Below are 20,066 nucleotides of genomic sequence, written 5' to 3'. Positions count from 1 at the left end.
AGAAGTTTCCAAACAGAACGCACAATATCCCCACAGCGACACCCACGTCGCCACAACAAGCGCCGCAGGCGCGACTCTCGGGAGATTGACCATGAAACCAGCACACCCATCCCTCTACCTGGCCGCCGTGGCGGCCTTCACCGCGGCCGGCCTGAGCGCCTGTGGCGGCGGTGGCGGCGGCAGCGGCGACAGCACGCCGGTCAGCACCCTGGGCACGTTGTCGGTGTCGATGACGGACGCGCCGTCGTGCGGTTTCGACGCCGTCAACGTCACCGTCAGCAAGGTGCGCGTCCACCAGAGCAGCACCGCCAGCGACACCGACGCCGGCTGGACCGACATCACGCTGGCCCCGGCCCGCAAGATCAACCTGCTCAACCTGACCAACGGCGCGCTGGAGGCGCTGGGACAAACCTCGCTGGGCGCCGGCCATTACACGCAGCTGCGGCTGGTGCTCGACCCCAACACCGGCGCCGGCCTGGCCAACTCCGTGGTCGTCAGCGGCGGCAGCGCCGAAGTCTCGCTGGACACCCCGAGCGCGGTGCAGAGCGGCATCAAGCTGGTGAACGCCTTCGACGTCGCCGCCGGCCAGCGGGTCGACCTGGTGCTGGACTTCGACGCCTGCAAATCCATCGTCACCAAGGGCAACGGCAAGTACGCGCTGAAGCCGGTGGTGAAGGTGATCCCGACCACGCTGAACGGCATCGGCGGCTTTGTCTCGACCGCGCTGCTGGGCAAGCACGTGATGGTGTCGGCGCAGCAGAACGGCGCCATCGTCAGCGCCACCGCGCCCAACGCCACCACCGGCGAATTCGCGCTGACCCGCCTGCCGCTGGGCAACTACGACGTGGTGGTCACGGCCGACAGCAGCGCCGCCGCCGTGGTCGGCGCGGTGCCGGTCACCAGCACCTCGGCCATGGTCGCCGTCAGCACCGCCGCCGCGCCGATCGCGCTGCCGGCCGGCGTCACCGGCAGCATCGCCGGCGCCGTCACGTTGACGCCGGCCAGCAGCACCGCCACCGCCTATGTCGCGGCCAAGCAGAGCTTCGTGGCCGGGCCGACGGTGACCATCAAGTACCAGGGCGCCGACCTGGCCAGCGGCAGCTACACACTGGCCGGCCTGCCGGTCGGCGCGCCGCAGTACGCGGTGTACAGCGCCACGCTGCCGCTGCAATTCGCCAACGCCGCCACGGTGCTGCCGGGTGCTGGCAAATACATGGTCGAGGCCAGCGCCGAGGGCTACACCACGGCCAGCCTGCCGCTGGTCGATATCTCGCTGCTCAACCAGAGCAACGTCAACTTCAACCTGAAGCCGTAAGCGCGCCATGCCGGCTTGCCCTGCTACTTGAAGGGCAAGCCCAGCAGCCTGCCCCACTGGCGGTCGCCGGGATACCGCGCGCGGTCGTCGACGCCGAGCTGGCGCGGCGCGGCGGCCGGCAGGCGGTAGCTGCCGAACAGCTGGTCCCAGACCGAGACGGTGGCGCCGTAGTTCCCCGCCTCGTCGCGGTCCGCGCTGTGGTGGAAACGATGCAGCTCGGTGCCGACCAGCAAGCGGTTGAACCATCCGGCCCTGGCATCGACATTGAAGTGCGATACCAGGCCCTGAAAACCGCCGAACACCGACGCGGCGAACACGGCCGCCGGCGAGAAGCCGAACAGGATGGCCGGCAGCATCAACAGCACGCGCACGTAGGCGCTGTTGATCGGATGTCCCACCACATGCATGAACACATAGACCTCGCCGGGCAGGTGGTGGATCGCGTGGGTCTTCCACAACCAGCGCGCCAGCGGGCCGCGTCCCTCGTGGCTGTAGCGGTGCACCCAGTACCACAGGAAGTCCGACAGCAGCACCGCGCACACCGCTTCGGCTTGCCAGGGCAGCGTGCTGTGATGCAGCGGCAGTCCGGCATGACGGCCGGCCAGCCAGGTCACGGCGTAGGTGGTGGCGGCGATGGTCGCGCCGTTGACGACCAGCATCGGCAGGTCGCGCGTGAGAAACGAGGACCTGGTCATATTCCATTCGCGGCGCATCGGCAGGATGCGTTCGAGCACCACCATGGTCGCGATCATGGCCAGCAGATAGGCCGGATAAGCCTGGCCGAGCGGACCGAGCCGGCCACCGACCGAGGCGTGGATGAAGGCCAGCGTGGCGGCCAGCGCGAGCGGGTAGAACAGGTAGCGCGGCCAGCGCGCGGCAACACGGGAATCGGACATGGACTACACTCCTGAAGTGGACAGGTGTCCATGATCGTCCCCGGCCGCCGTTGGCGACAGCGCGAGTGCCGGGGCGATGTCCGTTAGCAGACATCCATCCGATTTATGTCCAGGAACGCCATGACCGACAGCAAACCAGAACCGGACCGCCGCGTCCTCAAGACCAAGGCCGCGCTGCGCGATGCGATGCTGGCCCTGATGGCGCCGCGCGGCTGGGACCAGATGACCATCCAGGAGATTTGCGAGCGCGCCAACGTCGGCCGCTCGACCTTTTACATGCACTACCAGAGCAAGGACGATCTGCTGTCGGAAGGGCTGAACGACCTGCGCGACATGATCGCGGCGCAGACGGCGCAAGCGCGGCACGCCGGCTGCCACTTCCTGCCCGGCCTGCTGGACCACATGGCGCAGCAGCGCGACGTGTTCCGCGCCGCCATCGGCCGCCGCGGTGGCCACGGCGTCGCGCGCCGCTTCAGGCAGATGGTGTTGCAGCTGGTGGAAATCGAACTGGAACGGCGGCGGCACCCTGCGGCTGCGCGTCCGTGGGTGGCGCGCTTCGTGGCCGGCGGCATCGTCGAGGCGATGACGTGGTGGGTGGACGCGGCCGAGCCACCGCCGATCGCCGCCATGCAGCGCGAGCTCGACGCGCTGGCCCAGGCCGCGCTGGGCGGCAGCGTCCCCAGCTTAGACCCCTCTGCGCTACGGCAAACCGAGCTTCCGGAAAATCGGTTCTGATAAGGTAAATCCAAGCGCTGTGCTGAGCTTGACCTACCCAATCGAGAGCAATACCATGAATACTGCGGAAAAGCTGTTTACCGCCATGACTGCGCATCCTCAGAACTGGCATTTGCGCGACCTGCAAACTGTAGCCAAGCGGCACGGCATCTGCTGGAGACAAACGGGCAGTCACTGCACATTTAGCCGACCGGACGGTACTACCCTTCCCGTTCCGGCACATCGAACCATTAAGCCTGTTTATGTGCGCCAGTTTGTGGCGTTTGTGAAAGGGAACTCGTTATGAACAACCTGGATGATTACCCTTATGAAATCCGGCCACTGACGCCGGACGAAGGCGGAGGTTTTCTGATCAGCTATCCAGATTTTTCAATCTGCATTTCCGATGGCGAAACGGTCGAGGAGGCAATCGTCAACGGACGCGATGCGTTAATCGCGACCATTACCGCTCTGCAACTCGAGAACCTGCCCGTTCCGGCCCCACACAGCCGGAAGAACCGGAAGGCCGGTTAAGGCCGGCGGAGTTAGTCCTTGAACGTCGGCGGCCGCTTGCTCATGCCAGACATCATGGCTTCCTGCAGGTCGGCCGACATCAGCATGGCCGCGTTCCAGGTGGCGTTGTAGTTGAGGCCGTCCGCCACCGAGTGGTCGCGCGCGTAGGTGATCATCTCCTTCACGCCGCGGATCGCCAGCGGCGCCTTGGCCGCGATGTCGGCGGCGATCGCGCGCACGCCGGCGCTCAGCGCCTCCGGCGTGTCGAATACGCGGTTGACCAGGCGGATTTCCTTGGCTTCGGCGGCGTCGACCTTGCGCGCCGTATAGGCCAGCTCGCGCGCCATGCCGTCGCCGATCAGCTTGGGCAGGCGCTGCAGGGTGCCGACGTCGGCGGTCATGCCGATGTCGATTTCCTTGATGGTGAACCAGGCGTCGGCCGAGCAGTAGCGCATGTCGGCGCAGCAGATCAGGTCGATGCCGCCGCCGACGCAGGCGCCGTGCACGGCCGCCAGCACCGGCTTGCGGCAGCGCTCCAGGCTGGTCAGCGTGTCCTGCAGGTCGAGGATCACGCGGCGCAGGTTCTCGCGCGTGCGGCCGTCGCAGTCGTCGCGGATCTGCGGGCCCAGGCCCATCATCATCTGCAGGTCGATGCCGGCGGTGAAGGCCTTGCCCTCGCCTTCCAGCACCGCCACGCGGATTTCGGGCGTGGCGTCGATGTGCTGGAAAGCGCTGCGGATGTCGTGCCACATCGCCAGGTTCATGGCGTTCAATTTCTCTGGACGGTTCAGACGCACGGTGGCGATATGGTCGGCAACGCCGAGGGTCAAGGTTTCAAAGCTGGGCATCCGGGTCTCCTGTTGTGTATTGCTCAAGAATACTTCAGAAGGGGCGGCCGCAACAAGCCGGCCGCCCCTTCGCCGTTTATTGCGGCGGGTAGGTCACGGTCAGCGTGTAGCTGGACGCCGCGTAGCCGTTGAGCAGCACGTAGGCGTTGCCGTTGGCGGCGTAGGACACGCTGCAGCTTTCGGTGCTGGTCGGGCCGTCGGACTTGCAGTCGTAGCTGGTGGTGCTGGCCGCGCCGGCCTTGCGCACATACAGGTCGGTGTCGCCGCTGCCGCTGAGCGTGGCCTTGAAGCTGCCGTTGGCCGCCACCGCATACGGACCGTAGGCGCGGGTCTGGCCGCGGGTCAGCGTGCCGGTGACGGTTTCGGTGTGGTCGGCCGGCGGCGTCACGCCGGCGCCGTCGCTGCCCAGCTCGACCGCGTAGGCCAGCGCCATGCGCGCGAACTTGAGCGCGTGCTCGGCCTGGCTGCCGGTGTTGGCGTAGGTGTCATTAGCGGTGTGGATGTAGGGATCGTCTTCGCCCATGGCCGCCTCGAACGGCATCGACGACCAGTAGCCGGCCGAGGTCCACGACGCGTGGTCGGAACAGGCGTAGCCGCACTGGTCGTAGCCGATCTTCAGGGTCGGCAGGTAGGTCGTGATCAGGTTGGCGACGAAGGTGTTCTGCGCGCTGTCGGTGTAGTCGGTGAACAGGTAGATGTCGTCGGCCGAGCCCTGGTAGTTGGTCATGTCGAGCTGCATCACGCCGACCACGTTGACGTTGTTGGCCTTGTGGTTCTGGGCGATGTCCTGCGAGCCGCGCAGACCCACTTCCTCGGCGGCGTAGCCGATCATCTTGATGGTGCGGCGCGGCTTGTAGCCGCTGGCGATCATCACCCGCAGCACCTCGGTCATGCTGGCGATGCCGGAGGCGTCGTCGTCGGCGCCGGGGGCCCTGGTGGTCTCGCTGGTGCCGGACTGGTTGATCGAGTCGAGGTGGCCGCCCAGCACCACCACTTCGTTCGGGTTGTCGCTGCCGGTGATGGTCAGGATCACCGACTTCTGCGGCCACGAGGCGTGCGTGTACTGGGTCACGGCGATGTCGCTGCGGCCTGCCGCCATCGTGCTCCAGCGCTGCTTGAGCCAGTTCGACGCGTTGACGCCGTTGTTGGTGGTGTAGTAGCGGTTGGCGTAGGACGACATGTCGACGATGGTCTGGCCGATATTGCTGGCCTGCATCTGCGTCAGCATCGGGTTGACCACGCTTTGCTGGTCGATCACGTAAGACGGCCGCGCGGCCGCCAGCTGCGCGGTCCGGGCCTGGCCCTGGGTCTTGGCCGGGGTCAGCGCGGCGATGCCGGCCGCCTCGCTGGCGTGGAACATGAAGCCGCCGCAGCGGCGCAGCTTGCGGTGGACGGCGGCCGACAGCGCCAGCATCTGCTGCTCGTCGACTTCGACCAGGTGCAGTTTCTCCCGGCCGGCCGAGGCCGCGAAGCTGGCCCGGCTTTCGCGCGCCTGCACCTGGGGCGCGACTTTCTGCAATTGCGCATAGGCGGCGTCGCCGACGCTGATCCAGACCTTGTCGGACTGTGCCAGCGCGGAAGCCGAGGCGCCGGCGAATAAGCCGGCGATCAGCACAGCAATGATGCGAGTTGTCATTTCCGCCTCCATGTCTAAAAAACATTATTGGGACAGTCAACGGTATGCTGTTCGCGGGGGCGAGTCAAAAAACTTGCGTAATTCGACATCCGGACGGGAAATGTCCAGAGTTTAACAAGCCGCTAATGTGGGCGTGGCTTGCCGCGTCATCTATAATGTTCGTTTCTCCAAACGCTTTTTATAAAATAAGTCTGCCAAATCATGGAATTAGCCAAGTCTTTCGAGCCTGCCGACATTGAACAATTCTGGCGTACCGAGTGGGAACAGCGCGGTTACTACACCGCCACCCTCGACGCCGGCAAACCTTCTTTCAGCACCCAGCTGCCGCCGCCGAACGTGACCGGCACCCTGCACATGGGCCATGCCTTCAACCAGACCATCATGGACGGCCTGACCCGCTACCATCGCATGCTGGGGCATAACACCGCCTGGATTCCGGGCACCGACCACGCCGGCATCGCCACCCAGATCGTGGTGGAGCGCCAGCTGGACGCGCAGAAAATCTCGCGCCACGACCTCGGCCGCGAAGCGTTCGTCAAGAAAGTCTGGGAGTGGAAAGAGAAATCCGGCTCCACCATCACCGGCCAGATGCGCCGCCTGGGCACCTCGCCGGACTGGCAGCGCGAATACTTCACGATGGACGAGCCGCGCTCGAAAGTGGTCACCGACGTCTTCGTGCGCCTGCACGAGCAGGGCCTGATCTACCGCGGCAAGCGCCTGGTCAACTGGGATCCGGTGCTGGGCACCGCCGTCTCCGACCTGGAAGTGGTGTCGGAAGAGGAAGATGGTTCGATGTGGTACATCAAGTACCTGCTGGCCGATGGCAGCGGCTCGCTGACCGTCGCCACCACCCGTCCTGAAACCATGCTGGGCGACGTCGCTGTGGCGGTGGATCCGACCGACGAGCGCTACCTGCCGCTGGTCGGCAAGATGCTCAAGCTGCCGCTGACGGAGCGCGAAATCCCGATCATCGCCGACGAATACGTCGACAAGGAATTCGGCACCGGCTGCGTCAAGATCACCCCTGCGCACGACCTGAACGACTACGCGGTCGGCCAGCGCCACAAGCTGCCGATGCTGACCATCATGACCTTGGAAGCCAAGATCAACGACGAGGCGCCGGAAGCCTACCGCGGCATGGACCGTTTCGTGGCGCGCAAGCAGATCGTCGCCGACCTCGACGCGCTGGGCCTGCTGGAACAAGTCAAGCCGCACAAACTGATGGTGCCGCGCGGCGACCGCACCGGCGTCATCATCGAGCCGATGCTGACCGACCAGTGGTTCGTCGCCATGAGCAAGCCGGCGCCGGAAGGCACTTTCTTCCCGGGCAAATCGATCGCCGAAACCGCGCTGGACAAGGTCGCCAGCGGCGAGATCAAGTTCGTGCCGGAAAACTGGAGCACCACCTACAACCAGTGGCTCAACAACATCCAGGACTGGTGCATCTCGCGCCAGCTGTGGTGGGGCCACCAGATCCCGGCCTGGTACGACGACGCCGGCAACATCTTCGTCGCCAAGACCGAAGCCGAAGCGATCGCGCAGGCGGCCGCCAAGGGCAGCACCGGCCCGCTGCGCCGCGACAACGACGTGCTCGACACGTGGTTCTCGTCCGCGCTGGTGCCGTTCTCCACGCTGGGCTGGCCGGAGGAAACGCCCGACATGAAGGCCTTCCTGCCGTCGTCGGTGCTGGTGACCGGTTTCGACATCATCTTCTTCTGGGTGGCGCGCATGGTCATGATGACCGCGCACTTCACCGGCAAAGTGCCGTTCAAGACGGTGTACGTGCACGGCCTGGTGCGCGATTCGACCGGCCAGAAGATGTCCAAGTCCAAGGGCAACACGCTGGACCCGATCGACCTGATCGACGGCATCGGCATCGATGCGCTGGTGGAAAAACGCACCACCGGCCTGATGAACCCGAAAGCGGCCGAGAAGATCGCCAAGGCCACCCGCAAGGAATTCCCTGAAGGGATCGCCGCATACGGCACCGATGCGGTGCGCTTCACGATGGCGTCCTACGCCTCGCTGGGCCGCAACATCAACTTCGACCTGGGCCGCGCCGAAGGCTATCGCAACTTCTGCAACAAGCTGTGGAACGCCACCCGCTTCGTGCTGATGAACACCGAAGACAAGGATTGCAGCGCCAGCGTGGCCGACCTGTCGAACGCCGACAAGTGGATCATCTCGCTGCTGCAGAAGGCCGAGCTGGACGTGGCCAAGGGCTTCGAAGACTACCGCTTCGACAACATCGCCTCGACCATCTACAAGTTCGTCTGGGACGAGTACTGCGACTGGTATCTGGAAGTAGCCAAGGTCCAGGTACAGAGCGGCACCGAAGGCCAGCAACGCGCCACCCGCCACACCTTGCTGCGCGTGCTGGAAGTGGTGCTGCGCCTGGCGCATCCGATCATCCCGTTCGTCACCGAAGCGCTGTGGCAGGCCGTCGCGCCGCTGGCCGGCAAGACGGGCGCCTCGATCATGATGCAGCCCTACCCGATCGCCAACACCGCCGCCATCGACGAATCGGCCGAGGCCTGGATGCAGCAGTTGAAGGCGCTGACCGACGCCACCCGCAACCTGCGCGGCGAAATGCAGCTGGCGCCGTCGCTGCGCGTGCCGCTGATCGTCGAGCCGACCAATGCGGCCGACAAGGCGGCGATGGAAGTGTTCGCGCCATACATCCAGTCGCTGGGCAAGCTGGCCGAAGTGCAGATCGTCGACGCGCTGCCGGAATCGCCGGCCGCCGTGTCGATCGTCGGCACGACCAAGCTGATGCTGAAGGTGGAGATCGATGTGAAGGCCGAGCGCGAGCGCCTGGCCAAGGAGATCGCCCGCGTTGAAGGCGAGATCAACAAGGCCAACGGCAAGCTGTCGAACGAAAGCTTCGTCGCCCGCGCGCCGGCCGAGGTGGTGGCGCAGGAGAAGGAACGCGTCGCCAACTTCTCGGCCACGCTGGACAAGATGCGCGAGCAGTTCGCCAAGCTGCCGGCTGCCTGATCTAGCCAGCCGCCTAAATAGAAGCGGGGTCAGTTCCGGCATCGTAGAAGCGGGGGGGGGGGGGGGGGGGGGGGGGGGGGGGGGGGGGGGGGGGGGGGGGGGGGGGGGGTAGGTANNNNATCGTGCCACGCGTGGCACGATGCCGGAACTGACCCCGCTTTTCCTTTTCTTTCTAGCGGTCGATGCGGGTCGTCATCAGGATCGAGGTGGCGGTGCGCTCCACGCCGTCGAGCGCGCCGATGCGGTCGACCACGCCGTCCAGCTCCTCCACCGAGCCGGCCTCCACGCCGGCGATGAAATCGTAGATCCCGTTCACCGAATGCAGCGTGCGCACATGCGCGAGCTTGCGCAAAGCGCTTTCGATACCAGGCGTCAGTTTGGGCGTGGCGGTGATCATCACCAGCGCCCGCACCAGTCCGGCGCGATAGTCGGCGCTGGTGCGCACCGTGTAGCCGATCACCACGCCGGAGCGCTGCAGCCGGTCAATCCGGCTTTGCACCGTCGTGCGCGACAGGCCGAGCTTGCGCGCCAGCTCGCTGGTGGTGGCGCGCGCGTTCTCGCGCAGCAGGGCCAGCAGTTGCTGATCGATATCGTCCATGTTTTCCTTTTGCCGAAATATTCGTCATTTTGCTCAGTATATTCCCGCAATTCGTCGGCTTGTGCAATGCAATTTGCCGAAGCCATCCGCACAATGAGGCTACTGAATTCAAGGAGAGTATCGATGCGCGACGTGATCATTATCGGCGGCGGCCACAACGGCCTGGTGTGTGCCCACTATCTGGCCAGGGCCGGCTTGAAAGTCACGGTGCTGGAGCAGCGCGGCGTGGTCGGCGGCGCGGCGGTGACCGAGGAATTCCATCCGGGCTTCCGCAATTCCGTGGCTGCGTATACCGTCTCGCTGCTCAACCCCAAGGTGATCCGCGACCTGGAGCTGGTCAAGCACGGCCTGAAGATCGTCGAACGCCCGTTGTCGAACTTCCTGCCGCTGGACGACGGCCGCTATCTGAAAGTCGGTCCCGGCAAGACCGCCGCTGAAGTCGCCAAGTTTTCCCAGCGCGACGCGGACCGCCTGCAAGCCTATGGCGAACATCTGGAAGTGGCCGCCGAGCTGCTGCGCGACACCGTGCTGCAAACGCCGCCCAACCTGGTCCAGGGCAACTGGCTCAGCGCCCTGCCCGAACTGATCAAGGCCGGCGGCCTGGGCAACCGCATGCGCAAGCTTTCGCTGGCCACCCAGCGTGAACTGCTCGACCTGTTCACCAAATCGGCCGGCGATTATCTGGACGGCTGGTTCGAGAGTGCGCCGATCAAGGCCGCCTTCGGCTTCGACAGCATCGTCGGCAACTACGCCAGTCCGTACACGCCCGGTTCCGCCTACGTGCTGCTGCACCATGTGTTCGGCGAGGTGAACGGCAAGAAAGGCGCGTGGGGCCACGCCATCGGCGGCATGGGCGCCATCACGCAGGCGATGGCCAGGGCGGCCGAGGCGCGCGGGGTCGAGATCCGCACCGGCTGCGGCGTGAAGGAAGTGTTACTGGATAAGGGCCGCGCCGTGGGCGTGGTCACCGCGCAGGGTGAGCGGCTCGATGCGCGGGTGGTGGTGTCCAACCTCAATCCGCGCCTGCTGTACACGTCTTTGGTCGATCCGGCCGCCTTGCCCGCCGATTTCCTGCGCCGCATGGAAGGCTGGCGCTGCGGCTCCGGCACCTTCCGCATGAACGTGGCCTTATCGGAGCTGCCGGACTTCAGCTGCCTGCCCGGCAAAACGATGGCGGAACATCACGGCAGCGGCATCATCATCGCCCCCAGCCTCGACTACATGGAGCGGGCCTACCACGACGCCCGCGCGCTGGGCTGGGCGCGCAAGCCCATCATCGAAGTGCTGATTCCGTCCACGCTGGACCCGACCCTGGCGCCGCCCGGCCAGCACGTGGCCAGCCTGTTCTGCCAGCACGTGGCGCCGCAGTTGCCCGACGGCGCCAGCTGGGACCAGCACCGCGACACCGTCGCCGACTTGATGATCGACACCGTCAACCACTACGCGCCCAACTTCAAGCAGTCCGTACTGGGCCGGCAGATCATGAGTCCGCTCGACCTGGAGCGCACCTTCGGCCTGGTCGGCGGCGACATCTTCCACGGCGCGCTGGGGCTGGACCAGCTGTTCTCGGCGCGGCCGATGCTGGGCCACGCCGATTATCGCGGCCCGATCGCCGGCCTGTACACCTGCGGCGCCGGCACCCACCCCGGCGGCGGCGTGACCGGCGCGCCGGGACACAACGCCGCGCACGAGATCCTGCGCGACTTCAAGCAGAAAAAATATGCGTAGTTAATGCGCCAGCAAGGCGGCGTAACGGTCGATGTCGACGTTGCCGCCGCTGATGATCACGCCGATCCGCTGGCCTTGCAGCTGGTCCTTCATCGCCCGTGCGGCGGCGAAGCCCAGGCAGCCGGTCGGCTCCACCACCATCTTCATGCGCGCCGCGATGAAGCGCATTTCGTGGCGCAGCTGCTCGTCGCTGACGGTCAGGATATCGTCCACATCGCGCTGGATGATGGGGAAGGTCAGCTTGCCCAGGTGCTGGGTCTGGGCGCCGTCGGCGATGGTCTTCGGCGTTTCGATATGCACGATGCTGCCGCTGCGGAACGATTGCTGGCCGTCGTTGCCCGCTTCCGGCTCCACACCATAGATCCTGGTCGACGGCGAGATCGCGCGCGACGCCAGCGCCGAGCCGCTCAGCAAGCCGCCGCCGCCCAGGCAGACAAACAGCGCGTCCAGGTGGCCCACCGTCTCCAGCAATTCCTTGGCCGCCGTGCCCTGCCCGGCGATCACGTCCGGATGGTCGTAGGGCGGGATCAGGGTCAGGCCGTGCTTCTGGGCCAGGTCGCGGCCGATCTGTTCGCGGTCTTCGGTGTAGCGGTCGTAGCTCACCACTTGCGCGCCGTAGCCGCGCGTGGCGGCGACCTTGGAGGCTGGCGCGTCGAGCGGCATGATGATGGTGGCCGGAATGTCCAGCAGCTTGGCCGCCAGAGCGATCGCCTGCGCATGGTTCCCCGACGAGAACGCCACCACGCCGGCGCGGCGCTGCTCGGGCGTGAAGCGCGCCAGGGCGTTGTAGCCGCCGCGGAACTTGAACGCGCCCATGCGCTGCATGTTCTCGCATTTGAAGAACACCTCGGCGCCCAGCTCTTCGTTGGCGGTGCGCGAGGTGGCCACCGGCGTGTGGTGGGCGTGGCCGGCGATGCGTTCCGACGCGGCCAGCACGTCGGCGTAGCTTGGGAGGTTCAGTTCGTTCATGGTTGTCCTTGTCGTTACCAGGGCCAGGCGATATGGGTGCCCGTGCCAGTTGCCAAAGCGCGCCGTTGCAGCATGCGCGCCACCGAAAGATCTTGCAGGGCCAGGCCCGTCATGTCGAAGAGGGTGATGGCGTCCGCCGCGATGCCGTGGCGCGCCGGCGCGTCGGCCGCCAGCAGCGCGCCCAATTCCTGCACCGGCGTTTGCGGCGCCCATTGCAGCTCGCCGATGCTGAGCGCCTGCGCCAGGTCGTCGACCCAGGTGTGGGCCAGCGCCAGCATGCCTTCCGGCAGTTCGCGTTTGCCGCGCGTGTCGCTGCCGACGCAGTTCAAATGGGTGCCGGCACGCACGGCCTGCGCCGAGAACAGCGCGCCGCGTCCGGTGGTGGCGGTGATGACGATGTCGCTCGCGGCCACCGCCGCGTCGGCGCCGGCGCCGGGCGCGATGTCGCAGCGCTGCGCGAAGCGCGCTTCAAACTGCGGATCGCGGCGGCCGTCGGAGGTCAGGTAGCGCACGCGCCGCAGGCCGGGCAACACGCGCAGCGCGTACTCGACATGCGCCGCGCCCTGCACGCCGGTGCCGAACACGCACAGGCCCTCGCTGTCCGGCCGCGCCAGCGCCAGCAGGCCCAGGGCACCGGCGGCGGCGGTGCGCGCGGTGGTGACGGCGTTGCCGTCGATCAGGCATTGCGGCCGTCCGCTGGCCGGGTCGAACAGTATGATGGTGGCCTGGTGGCCGTCGGCGCCGTGCTGGCGGTTGCCGGGCCAGAAGCCGGCCGCCTTCATGCCCAGCAAGTCCTGCGTCATCACGCCGCCGGACTTGATGCCGAACACCCCGGCCGGCAGCGCCTCGCGCACCAGCGGGAAGATACGTCCGTCGCCGCTGGCGTGCAGCCGGAAGGACTCGCGCACGGCGGCCAGCACCTCGTCCGGCTGCAACAGCGCGGCGGCCTGGTCGCGGTCCAGTAGCAACAGCTGGGCGGCGTTATTGGACATCGCGGGCATCGTTGTACACCGTGGCGCGCGAGACGTTCAAATAATTGGCGACGATATCCATGGCGCGCCGCACATCGCCCAGGCCGGACTCCTTCAGTTCGCGCATCAGCGCCTTGCGTTCCTCGGCCTTGAGCGCGCGCGGCGTGGTGGCCAGGCGCGCGGCGAACTGGTCGATGCGGGCGCGGATGGCGTCGGCGCCGGCCGGCTCCAGCGTCTCGCGCACGGCGGCATCGTTGTCGACCGCGCTAAACTGGGTCAGCAAGACGTTCAGGCTGCGGAACACCGTCAGGTCGACGTTCATGCACAGCGCGGCGACGTACTGGCCGGCGCTGTCCTTGATGCCGATCGAGGTGCTCTTGGCGCGGCGGCCGTCGGCGAAGGTGTTGGGGTAGTTGGCGATCACCTGGGCAACGCCGGGATCGGCGGCACGCGCCAGGCCCAGCTCGGTGGCCGGCGCGCCGATGACGCGGCCGGACAGGTTGTTGTGGATCGCCAGGATGGCGTGTTCGGGATCGGTCAGATCGTGCAGCACCACTTCGCAGAACGGCGCCAGGGTCTGGCCCAGGCCGTCGGCGACCTGGCGCAGCTGTTCCAGCAGGTTGTGCTGTTCGGGAGTTTTTTTCATTTACACATATTATCTTGTTTTAGATTATTTGTGTAAAAACCACGGAAATAGTACGACCGGTCATTTTTTTGCTACACTCTTTGAACAAAAAATAACCTGGAGACTCACATGCGTACTTTGAAATTCCTGGGCCTGGCGGTTGCTGCCTTCCTGTCGATCGCCCCCGCCTTCGCCGACGACACCTCGCCGATCGGCCTGTGGAAAAATATCGACGACAAGACCGGCAAGCCGAAAGCGCTGATCCGCGTCACCGAAACCAACGGCGTGCTGCAGGGCCAGATCGAGAAACTGTTCCGCGAACCCGGCGAAGACCAGGCGCCCAGCTGCGAAAAGTGCAAGGATGCGCGCAAGGGCAAGCCGGTGATCGGCATGGTCATCATGACCAACCTGAAGAAGGACGGCGACGAATACAACGGCGGCCAGATCCTCGACCCGGACGACGGCGAAACCTACAAGTGCAAGCTGCACCTGACCGACGGCGGCAAGAAGCTGAGCATGCGCGGCTACATCGGCGTGCCGATGCTGGGCCGTTCGCAGGTGTGGGTGCGCCAGGAATAAGCGCCCGCCCTATTCCCGGCGCTGCCCCCGCTTAAGCGCCGGCGCCTTGACGGCGACGGGCGACCAAGCCCAGCAAGCCGAGGCCGGCGAACAGCATCGCATACGTTTCCGGCTCCGGCACCGCCGTGACCGCGATATCCAGGCGACCGATAGACTGCTGGGTATTGAAGTTCAGCGCGGTCCAGTCGAAGTTGGCCGGCACGTAGTGGCCGTCGTCGACAAAACTCAGGTAGGGATTGCCGGTCGCGACATGCACCACGCCATGCTCGTCGATCCCCTGGTTCGGCCCCTTCTGGCCGCCGCCGATGCCGTAGGCGCCGTTGGCCAGCGAGTAGGCAAAGTTGTTCTGCTCGGTGCCAGCGTCGTACACATGGCCGGCGCCGCCCAGCGCCAGCGACAGCTGCCCGCCTGCCGCCAGCGACGACAGGTCGATCGCCTTGGCGTTGTCATTGCCGATAAAGAAATCGTTGCTGAGCACGACCATCGCGGCGTAGCTCAGGTAACGGTTGGCGCCGTTCAGGTCGACGTTGTGCAGCGTGAACGTGCTGCTGGCGCCGGGGAAACGCGGACCGTTCGGCAGCGTGGTCTGGCGGCCGCCGGCGACCTGGCTGGCGAAGTTGGACGTCAGCACGCCGGCATTGCCGTCCTCGGCGGCGCGCTCGATCGCCACCGACGCCGCGCTGCCCACATCGAAACTATCGAAGCTGCCGTTATGCAGCCCCAGCCACAACGGCGCGACGCCGACACCGCCGGCCGGCGCGGTATTGGTGAAGGTGAAGGTGACGTCGGCCGCCTGGGCGGCGCAGGCGGACAGGCTGACACATGCGGCCAGCACGGCCTTGGCAAGAGTGTAAGGTTTCATCTGAGGTCTTCCTTGGTGAGGTGAACAGGATGCCGCGCCGATGCGCGGCTCGTGTTGGTCACATGACATCGCCCCCGCCTTACAAACATTTCACTTTTATATTTTTTGTATCCGTTGTAAGGATGCCGCAGCGGCCTCGACTAAGAGCGCTAGCGCACATACCGGCGCCGTCGTGCATGAGACCGTGAAACACTTGCCTATCGCACATAGCGAAGGCTGCCAGTTGGCCCACTGTTTCAGCACAAAGGAAGCATCATGAAATTCCTGCAAAGATCCACCCAGACCCTGATCTGTTCCATCGGCCTGCTTGCCGCCGCCCTGCTGGCAGGATGCGGCGGCGGCGACCAGGGGCGCGATCCCATCCTCGGCCTGCCGGCCGCCACGCTGGTGTCGCTGGCGGTGACGCCGCCGGCGCCCAGCATCGCCCTCGGCACCACCCAGCAGTTCAGCGCCAGCGCCACCTATAGCGACGGCTCCACCCAGGCCGTCACCGCCGCCTGGAGCTCCGCCACCCCGGCCGTGGCCAGCATCGCCGCAGCCACCGGCCTGGCCACCAGCGCCGGCGTCGGCAGTTCCGTCATCAGCGCCGCCTTCAACGGCAAGACCGCCTCGGCCACGCTGACCGTCACCCCGCCCGTGCTGCTGTCGATCGCCGTCGCGCCGCAAGCGCCGACCGTGCGGATCGCCGCCTCGCGCCAGCTGGTCGTGGTCGGCACTTATTCGGACGCCAGCACCCAGGACCTGACCGCCAGCTCGACCTTTGCCTCGGCCACGCCGGCCAGCGCCACCGTCAACGCCGGCGGCCTGGTCACCGGCGTCGCGCTCGGCACGTCGGTGGTCACCGCCACCAACAACGGCAAGAACGCCAGCACCACCGTCACCGTGCCCGCCGCCACGCTCGCCAGCATCGCCGTCACGCCGCAAGCGCCGACCGTGCAGATCGCCGCCGCGCGCCAGCTGGCCGTCATCGGCACCTATACCGACGCCAGCACCCAGGACCTGACCGCCGGTTCGACCTTCGTGTCGGCCACCCCGGCCAGCGCCACCGTCAACGCCGGCGGCCTGGTCACCGGCGTCGCGCTGGGCACCTCGGTGGTCACCGCCACCAGCAACGGCATGAGCGCCAGCACCACCGTCACCGTGCCGGGCGCCACGCTCACCAGCATCGCCGTCACGCCGGCCACCTCGACCGTGCTGGTCGGCGGCCAGCAGCAATTCATCGCCACCGCCACCTATTCGGATAACAGCACCGCCCTGGTCACCGGCAGCGCCGCCTGGACTGCAGCCACCCCGACCATCGCCACCATCGCCAGCACCGGCATGGCCACCGGCGTCGCCGCCGGCACCACCAACGTCACCGCCACCGTCGGCGCCAAATCGGGCAGCGCCGCGCTGACCGTGACCGCTGTCGTCACGCCACCGGTGACGCCGGTCGCCCAGCCGGTCCCGCTGGGCAGCGCCGCCAGCTTCGCTGTCCTGGCCGGCACCTCGCTGACCAACAACGCCGGCGGCACCACGCTGATCACCGGCGATGTGGGCTCGCCGTCGCAAACCACCGATCCAACCCTGGTGGCCGGCTTCACCAACTACAAATCCGGCGCCATCCTGGCCGGCGCCCTGGCCGACCTGCAAGTGGCCATCAGCAACGCCAACGGCCGCACTTGCGACGTCAGCTTTGCCGGCGACATCGATCTCGGCGGCCAGACCTTCGCCCCGGGCGTCTACTGCTACGCCGGCGCCATCAACATCACCGGCACCGTGACCTTGAGCGGTCCCGGCGTGTACATCTTCCGCACCGCGCTGACGCTGAACTCGACCGCCAATTCGATCGTCGCCCTGAGCAACGGCGCCACCGCGGCCAATGTCAACTGGCTGCCGGTCGGCCCGACCACGCTGGGCGCCAACAGCGTCTTCAAGGGCAACATCCTGGGCCAGTCGGCGGCGATCACGGTGGGCGACAACACCACGCTGCTCAATGGCCGCACGCTGACCGCCGCCGCCGTCACGCTGCGCAACAACCAGATCGCCAAATAAACGCTCACCTCTCAGGGACCTCATCATGACCATCGCTAAAAAAATCGGAACACTGAGCGCGCTGACGTGCGCCATGCTTGCCATGCAGCTCGCGCAAGCGGACGAACCCTTCGTCAACCCGGACTGGGCCAACAGCGCCTGGTACCTGGGCGCGGGCGTCGGCCGCTCGCGCGCCAACATCGACCAGCAGCGGCTGACCACCAGCCTGCAAGCGAACGGCGCCAGCGTCACCGCCTTCAACACGGACGAGCGCGACACCGGCTACAAGCTGTTTGTCGGCAAGCAGCTGAACCGCTACCTGGCTGTCGAGCTGGGTTACTTCGACCTGGGCAAATTCGGCTTCAACGCCACCACCTCCGGCAACGGCGTGCTCAACGGCGAGGCCGGCTTCCGCGGCGCCAACCTGGACTTGCTGGCGCAGCTGCCCCTGAGCGAGCGGCTGTCGCTGCTGGGCCGGGTCGGCGCCAACTACGCCAAGACCAGCACGCATTTCAGCGGCAACCGCCTGGCGGCGGTCACCGGTCCCGATCAGAGCGAGCACAAGTTCAACCCCAAGGCCGGCGTCGGCCTGGAGTACAAGCTGAACGAAGCCCTGGCGCTGCGCGGCGAGGTGGAGCGCTACCGCGTCAACGACGCGGTCGGCAATCGCGGCAATGTCGACCTGCTGTCGGTCAGCCTGGTCTACAAGCTGGGCCGGCCGGCGCACAGCGCGCCGGTGTATGTGCCGCCGCCGGCGGCCGAACCGGCGCCGCCGCCGCCTGCCGTAACGCCGTTGCCGCCGCCGCCGAAAGCGCCGCAGCCGACGTCGGAGAAAGTCTCGTTCGCCGCCGAAGCGCTGTTTGATTTCGACAAGTCGGCCGTCAAGCCGGACGGCAAGGCCGCGCTGGACGACCTGCTGACCAAGCTGCAAGGCATGGACACCGAGGTGATGGTCACCGTCGGCCATACCGACTCGGTCGGCGCGAGCGACTACAACCAGAAGCTGTCGCTGCGCCGCGCCGAAGCGGTCAAGGCCTATCTGGTGAGCAAGGGCGTGGACGCGTCGCGCATCTACACCGAGGGCAAGGGCGAGACCCAGCCGCTGGCCGACAACCGCACGGCCGATGGCCGCGCCAAGAACCGCCGTGTGACGGTGGAGGTGGTCGGCACCCGCAGCGTGGCGAAGTAACTACCTGGGAATCAAGCGCGCAGCTCAGCCGCGGTTGGCGAGCTCGCGCTGGATCTTGCTGATGTGGCGGTCGAGGCTGTTGGCGAAGTTCTGCCGGTCGCCCTGGTTGAAGGCGGCCGGGCCGCCGGTATCGACGCCGCTGCCGCGCAGCTCGTCCATGAAGGCGCGCATGGTCAGCATCTGCGCGATATTGTCGTTGGTGTAGAACTCGCCGCGCGGGTTGAGCGCGTAGCCGCCCTTCTTCAACACGTCCGACGCCAGCGGGATGTCGCCGGTGACGACCAGGTCGCCGGGTGCCAGCAGGCGCACGATTTCCTGGTCGGCCACGTCGGCGCCGGACGGCACTTGCACCGAACGGATGTGGCGCGACGGCGGCACCCGCAGCAACTGGTTGGCCACCAGCGTGACCTGCAGCGGCACGCGGTCGGCCACGCGGTAGAGGATGTCCTTGATGACCGCCGGACAGGCGTCGGCGTCGACCCAGATCTGCATCACAGGTCCCACAATTCGCCGTTGGGACTGGTGCGCGGCGGCGTCACGCCGAAGTGCTGGTAGGCGGCCGGCGTGGCGACGCGGCCGCGCGGCGTGCGCTGCAAAAAGCCTTGCTGGATCAGATAGGGTTCCAGCACGTCCTCGATGGTGTCGGCCGCTTCGCCGATGGCCGCCGCCAGGTTGCCGATGCCGACCGGGCCGCCGCCGAACTTGAACAACACCGCTTCGAGCAGCTTGCGGTCCATGACGTCGAAGCCGACGGTGTCGACGTCGAGCATGACCAGCGCGGCGTCGGCGGTGGCTTTGGTGATGTCGCCGTTGCTCTTGACTTCGGCGTAGTCGCGCACGCGGCGCAGCAGGCGGTTGGCGATGCGCGGCGTGCCGCGCGCGCGGCGGGCGATTTCCACCGCGCCGTCGGGGGCGATGTTGGCCTTCAACAGCGCGGCGCTGCGGGTGACGATCTTGGTCAGTTCCTCGGTGTTGTAAAACTCCAGCCGGGCGACGATGCCGAAGCGGTCGCGCAGCGGGTTGGTCAGCATGCCGGCGCGGGTGGTGGCGCCAACCAGCGTGAACGGCTGCAGGTCCAGCTTGACGGAGCGCGCGGCCGGGCCCTCGCCGATCATGATGTCGATCTGGTAGTCTTCCAGCGCCGGATACAGGATCTCCTCGACCACCGGCGACAGGCGGTGGATCTCGTCGATGAACAGGACGTCGTTCGCTTCCAGGTTGGTCAGGATGGCGGCCAGGTCGCCCGGACGCTCCAGCACCGGGCCGGAGGTCTGGCGCAGGTTGACGCCCATCTCGCGTGCGATGATGTTGGCCAGGGTGGTCTTGCCCAGGCCGGGCGGGCCGAACAGCAGCGTGTGGTCCAGCGCCTCCTTGCGGTTGCGGGCGGCGGCGATGAAGATCTCCAGCTGGTCGCGGATCTTGGACTGGCCGACATATTCATCGAGATGCTTGGGGCGCAAGGCGCGCTCGATCGCCTCCTCATTCGGCGACGACGGCGCCGCGTCGATGATGCGTTGTTCGGTGAAGCTGTCGGTCTGGATGCTCATCAATACTCAATCACTTGTTCTTGTCATTCAACTGAGGCTGTGCAGCGTTTAATATCCGGCGCACAT

Annotated in this window: 19 protein-coding genes; 9 read left to right on the top strand and 10 right to left on the bottom strand. The window is 66.6% G+C overall.

Features of this window, described 5'->3' with window-relative positions; translation table 11 throughout:
• Positions 1 to 91 precede the first annotated feature (91 nt).
• A complete protein-coding gene (locus AC07OK_RS23895) occupies positions 92 to 1,315 on the top strand; it encodes a DUF4382 domain-containing protein (RefSeq protein WP_494692624.1) in 1,224 nt (407 codons plus the stop codon).
• A gap of 23 nt (positions 1,316 to 1,338) precedes the next feature.
• Here the strand turns inward: AC07OK_RS23895 and AC07OK_RS23890 are convergent, their stop codons facing one another.
• The gene (locus tag AC07OK_RS23890) at positions 1,339 to 2,211 is read right to left on the bottom strand and encodes a sterol desaturase family protein (RefSeq protein WP_494692623.1); all 873 of its coding nucleotides are present in this window, start codon (positions 2,209 to 2,211) and stop codon (positions 1,339 to 1,341) included.
• A 120-nt stretch (positions 2,212 to 2,331) separates the two neighbouring features.
• Between AC07OK_RS23890 and AC07OK_RS23885 the strand changes: the two genes are divergently transcribed.
• From AC07OK_RS23885 to AC07OK_RS23875, 3 genes are read left to right on the top strand one after another with little or no spacing between them, the layout of a single operon-like run.
• Positions 2,332 to 2,946, top strand: coding sequence for a TetR/AcrR family transcriptional regulator (locus AC07OK_RS23885; RefSeq protein ID WP_494692622.1), 615 nt, complete (start codon positions 2,332 to 2,334; stop codon positions 2,944 to 2,946).
• Between the two features lie 55 nt (positions 2,947 to 3,001).
• The gene (locus tag AC07OK_RS23880) at positions 3,002 to 3,232 is read left to right on the top strand and encodes a type II toxin-antitoxin system HicA family toxin (RefSeq protein WP_494692621.1); all 231 of its coding nucleotides are present in this window, start codon (positions 3,002 to 3,004) and stop codon (positions 3,230 to 3,232) included.
• Positions 3,229 to 3,459: a type II toxin-antitoxin system HicB family antitoxin gene (locus AC07OK_RS23875; RefSeq protein ID WP_020704929.1), complete on the top strand. Its 231-nt coding sequence runs from the start codon at positions 3,229 to 3,231 to the stop codon at positions 3,457 to 3,459. Before AC07OK_RS23880 ends, AC07OK_RS23875 begins: the two co-directional genes overlap by 4 nt.
• A gap of 11 nt (positions 3,460 to 3,470) precedes the next feature.
• On the opposite strand, the gene AC07OK_RS23870 is transcribed toward AC07OK_RS23875, so the two are convergent.
• Together AC07OK_RS23870 and AC07OK_RS23865 are read right to left on the bottom strand one after the other, a co-directional pair.
• Complete coding sequence (locus tag AC07OK_RS23870) at positions 3,471 to 4,286, bottom strand: crotonase/enoyl-CoA hydratase family protein (RefSeq protein WP_494692620.1); 816 nt, start codon at positions 4,284 to 4,286, stop codon at positions 3,471 to 3,473.
• Between the two features lie 76 nt (positions 4,287 to 4,362).
• Entirely contained in the window at positions 4,363 to 5,922 is a 1,560-nt protein-coding gene (locus AC07OK_RS23865; protein WP_494692619.1) for a M28 family metallopeptidase, read from the bottom strand.
• A gap of 201 nt (positions 5,923 to 6,123) precedes the next feature.
• Between AC07OK_RS23865 and AC07OK_RS23860 the strand changes: the two genes are divergently transcribed.
• Positions 6,124 to 8,919 carry a valine--tRNA ligase gene (locus AC07OK_RS23860; protein WP_494692618.1) on the top strand — a complete coding sequence of 932 codons (2,796 nt, stop codon included), beginning with the start codon at positions 6,124 to 6,126 and terminating at the stop codon, positions 8,917 to 8,919.
• A 172-nt stretch (positions 8,920 to 9,091) separates the two neighbouring features.
• Here the strand turns inward: AC07OK_RS23860 and AC07OK_RS23855 are convergent, their stop codons facing one another.
• Positions 9,092 to 9,517 carry an Lrp/AsnC family transcriptional regulator gene (locus AC07OK_RS23855; protein ID WP_217945060.1) on the bottom strand — a complete coding sequence of 142 codons (426 nt, stop codon included), beginning with the start codon at positions 9,515 to 9,517 and terminating at the stop codon, positions 9,092 to 9,094.
• A gap of 123 nt (positions 9,518 to 9,640) precedes the next feature.
• On the opposite strand from AC07OK_RS23855, the gene AC07OK_RS23850 reads away from it, so the two are divergent.
• On the top strand, positions 9,641 to 11,245 hold the full coding sequence (locus AC07OK_RS23850) for a phytoene desaturase family protein (protein ID WP_494692617.1): 1,605 nt from the start codon (positions 9,641 to 9,643) through the stop codon (positions 11,243 to 11,245).
• On the opposite strand, the gene AC07OK_RS23845 is transcribed toward AC07OK_RS23850, so the two are convergent.
• The 3 genes from AC07OK_RS23845 to AC07OK_RS23835 are packed head-to-tail and all read right to left on the bottom strand — an operon-like array spanning position 11,246 to position 13,831.
• Positions 11,246 to 12,214 (bottom strand): threo-3-hydroxy-L-aspartate ammonia-lyase, encoded by a 969-nt coding sequence (locus tag AC07OK_RS23845; RefSeq protein ID WP_494692616.1) that lies wholly within the window; start codon positions 12,212 to 12,214, stop codon positions 11,246 to 11,248.
• A gap of 14 nt (positions 12,215 to 12,228) precedes the next feature.
• Positions 12,229 to 13,215 (bottom strand): ornithine cyclodeaminase family protein, encoded by a 987-nt coding sequence (locus AC07OK_RS23840; RefSeq protein ID WP_494692615.1) that lies wholly within the window; start codon positions 13,213 to 13,215, stop codon positions 12,229 to 12,231.
• The gene (locus AC07OK_RS23835) at positions 13,196 to 13,831 is read right to left on the bottom strand and encodes a helix-turn-helix transcriptional regulator (protein ID WP_494692614.1); all 636 of its coding nucleotides are present in this window, start codon (positions 13,829 to 13,831) and stop codon (positions 13,196 to 13,198) included. Before AC07OK_RS23835 ends, AC07OK_RS23840 begins: the two co-directional genes overlap by 20 nt.
• A 108-nt stretch (positions 13,832 to 13,939) precedes the next feature.
• On the opposite strand from AC07OK_RS23835, the gene AC07OK_RS23830 reads away from it, so the two are divergent.
• Entirely contained in the window at positions 13,940 to 14,389 is a 450-nt protein-coding gene (locus AC07OK_RS23830; RefSeq protein WP_494692613.1) for a DUF2147 domain-containing protein, read from the top strand.
• A 31-nt stretch (positions 14,390 to 14,420) separates the two neighbouring features.
• Here AC07OK_RS23830 and AC07OK_RS23825 read toward each other — a convergent pair whose 3' ends face one another.
• A complete protein-coding gene (locus AC07OK_RS23825) occupies positions 14,421 to 15,251 on the bottom strand; it encodes a spondin domain-containing protein (RefSeq protein ID WP_494692612.1) in 831 nt (276 codons plus the stop codon).
• 255 nt (positions 15,252 to 15,506) lie between these two features.
• Between AC07OK_RS23825 and AC07OK_RS23820 the strand changes: the two genes are divergently transcribed.
• On the top strand, positions 15,507 to 17,285 hold the full coding sequence (locus AC07OK_RS23820) for an Ig-like domain-containing protein (protein ID WP_494692611.1): 1,779 nt from the start codon (positions 15,507 to 15,509) through the stop codon (positions 17,283 to 17,285).
• A 25-nt stretch (positions 17,286 to 17,310) separates the two neighbouring features.
• Positions 17,311 to 18,453, top strand: coding sequence for an OmpA family protein (locus AC07OK_RS23815; RefSeq protein ID WP_494692610.1), 1,143 nt, complete (start codon positions 17,311 to 17,313; stop codon positions 18,451 to 18,453).
• Between the two features lie 24 nt (positions 18,454 to 18,477).
• Here the strand turns inward: AC07OK_RS23815 and AC07OK_RS23810 are convergent, their stop codons facing one another.
• A complete protein-coding gene (locus AC07OK_RS23810) occupies positions 18,478 to 18,945 on the bottom strand; it encodes a YaiI/YqxD family protein (protein ID WP_494692609.1) in 468 nt (155 codons plus the stop codon).
• Positions 18,945 to 20,000: a Holliday junction branch migration DNA helicase RuvB gene (ruvB, locus tag AC07OK_RS23805; protein WP_494692608.1), complete on the bottom strand. Its 1,056-nt coding sequence runs from the start codon at positions 19,998 to 20,000 to the stop codon at positions 18,945 to 18,947. Before ruvB ends, AC07OK_RS23810 begins: the two co-directional genes overlap by 1 nt.
• Positions 20,001 to 20,066: the final 66 nt, after the last annotated feature.

Source organism: Duganella sp. GW821-FHT07G03, from assembly GCF_059418605.1.
The sequence above is the reverse complement of the archived record's forward strand: the minus strand, read 5'-3'. Positions and strand labels throughout refer to the sequence as shown.

What these genes read in the sequence shown, in the direction of transcription:
- AC07OK_RS23895 (WP_494692624.1), top strand. Translation starts at nt 92, where the DNA reads ATGAAACCAGCACACCCATCCCTCTACCTGGCCGCCGTGGCGGCCTTC.
- AC07OK_RS23890 (WP_494692623.1), bottom strand. Translation starts at nt 2,211, where the DNA reads ATGTCCGATTCCCGTGTTGCCGCGCGCTGGCCGCGCTACCTGTTCTAC.
- AC07OK_RS23885 (WP_494692622.1), top strand. Translation starts at nt 2,332, where the DNA reads ATGACCGACAGCAAACCAGAACCGGACCGCCGCGTCCTCAAGACCAAG.
- AC07OK_RS23880 (WP_494692621.1), top strand. Translation starts at nt 3,002, where the DNA reads ATGAATACTGCGGAAAAGCTGTTTACCGCCATGACTGCGCATCCTCAG.
- AC07OK_RS23875 (WP_020704929.1), top strand. Translation starts at nt 3,229, where the DNA reads ATGAACAACCTGGATGATTACCCTTATGAAATCCGGCCACTGACGCCG.
- AC07OK_RS23870 (WP_494692620.1), bottom strand. Translation starts at nt 4,286, where the DNA reads ATGCCCAGCTTTGAAACCTTGACCCTCGGCGTTGCCGACCATATCGCC.
- AC07OK_RS23865 (WP_494692619.1), bottom strand. Translation starts at nt 5,922, where the DNA reads ATGACAACTCGCATCATTGCTGTGCTGATCGCCGGCTTATTCGCCGGC.
- AC07OK_RS23860 (WP_494692618.1), top strand. Translation starts at nt 6,124, where the DNA reads ATGGAATTAGCCAAGTCTTTCGAGCCTGCCGACATTGAACAATTCTGG.
- AC07OK_RS23855 (WP_217945060.1), bottom strand. Translation starts at nt 9,517, where the DNA reads ATGGACGATATCGATCAGCAACTGCTGGCCCTGCTGCGCGAGAACGCG.
- AC07OK_RS23850 (WP_494692617.1), top strand. Translation starts at nt 9,641, where the DNA reads ATGCGCGACGTGATCATTATCGGCGGCGGCCACAACGGCCTGGTGTGT.
- AC07OK_RS23845 (WP_494692616.1), bottom strand. Translation starts at nt 12,214, where the DNA reads ATGAACGAACTGAACCTCCCAAGCTACGCCGACGTGCTGGCCGCGTCG.
- AC07OK_RS23840 (WP_494692615.1), bottom strand. Translation starts at nt 13,215, where the DNA reads ATGCCCGCGATGTCCAATAACGCCGCCCAGCTGTTGCTACTGGACCGC.
- AC07OK_RS23835 (WP_494692614.1), bottom strand. Translation starts at nt 13,831, where the DNA reads ATGAAAAAAACTCCCGAACAGCACAACCTGCTGGAACAGCTGCGCCAG.
- AC07OK_RS23830 (WP_494692613.1), top strand. Translation starts at nt 13,940, where the DNA reads ATGCGTACTTTGAAATTCCTGGGCCTGGCGGTTGCTGCCTTCCTGTCG.
- AC07OK_RS23825 (WP_494692612.1), bottom strand. Translation starts at nt 15,251, where the DNA reads ATGAAACCTTACACTCTTGCCAAGGCCGTGCTGGCCGCATGTGTCAGC.
- AC07OK_RS23820 (WP_494692611.1), top strand. Translation starts at nt 15,507, where the DNA reads ATGAAATTCCTGCAAAGATCCACCCAGACCCTGATCTGTTCCATCGGC.
- AC07OK_RS23815 (WP_494692610.1), top strand. Translation starts at nt 17,311, where the DNA reads ATGACCATCGCTAAAAAAATCGGAACACTGAGCGCGCTGACGTGCGCC.
- AC07OK_RS23810 (WP_494692609.1), bottom strand. Translation starts at nt 18,945, where the DNA reads ATGCAGATCTGGGTCGACGCCGACGCCTGTCCGGCGGTCATCAAGGAC.
- ruvB (WP_494692608.1), bottom strand. Translation starts at nt 20,000, where the DNA reads ATGAGCATCCAGACCGACAGCTTCACCGAACAACGCATCATCGACGCG.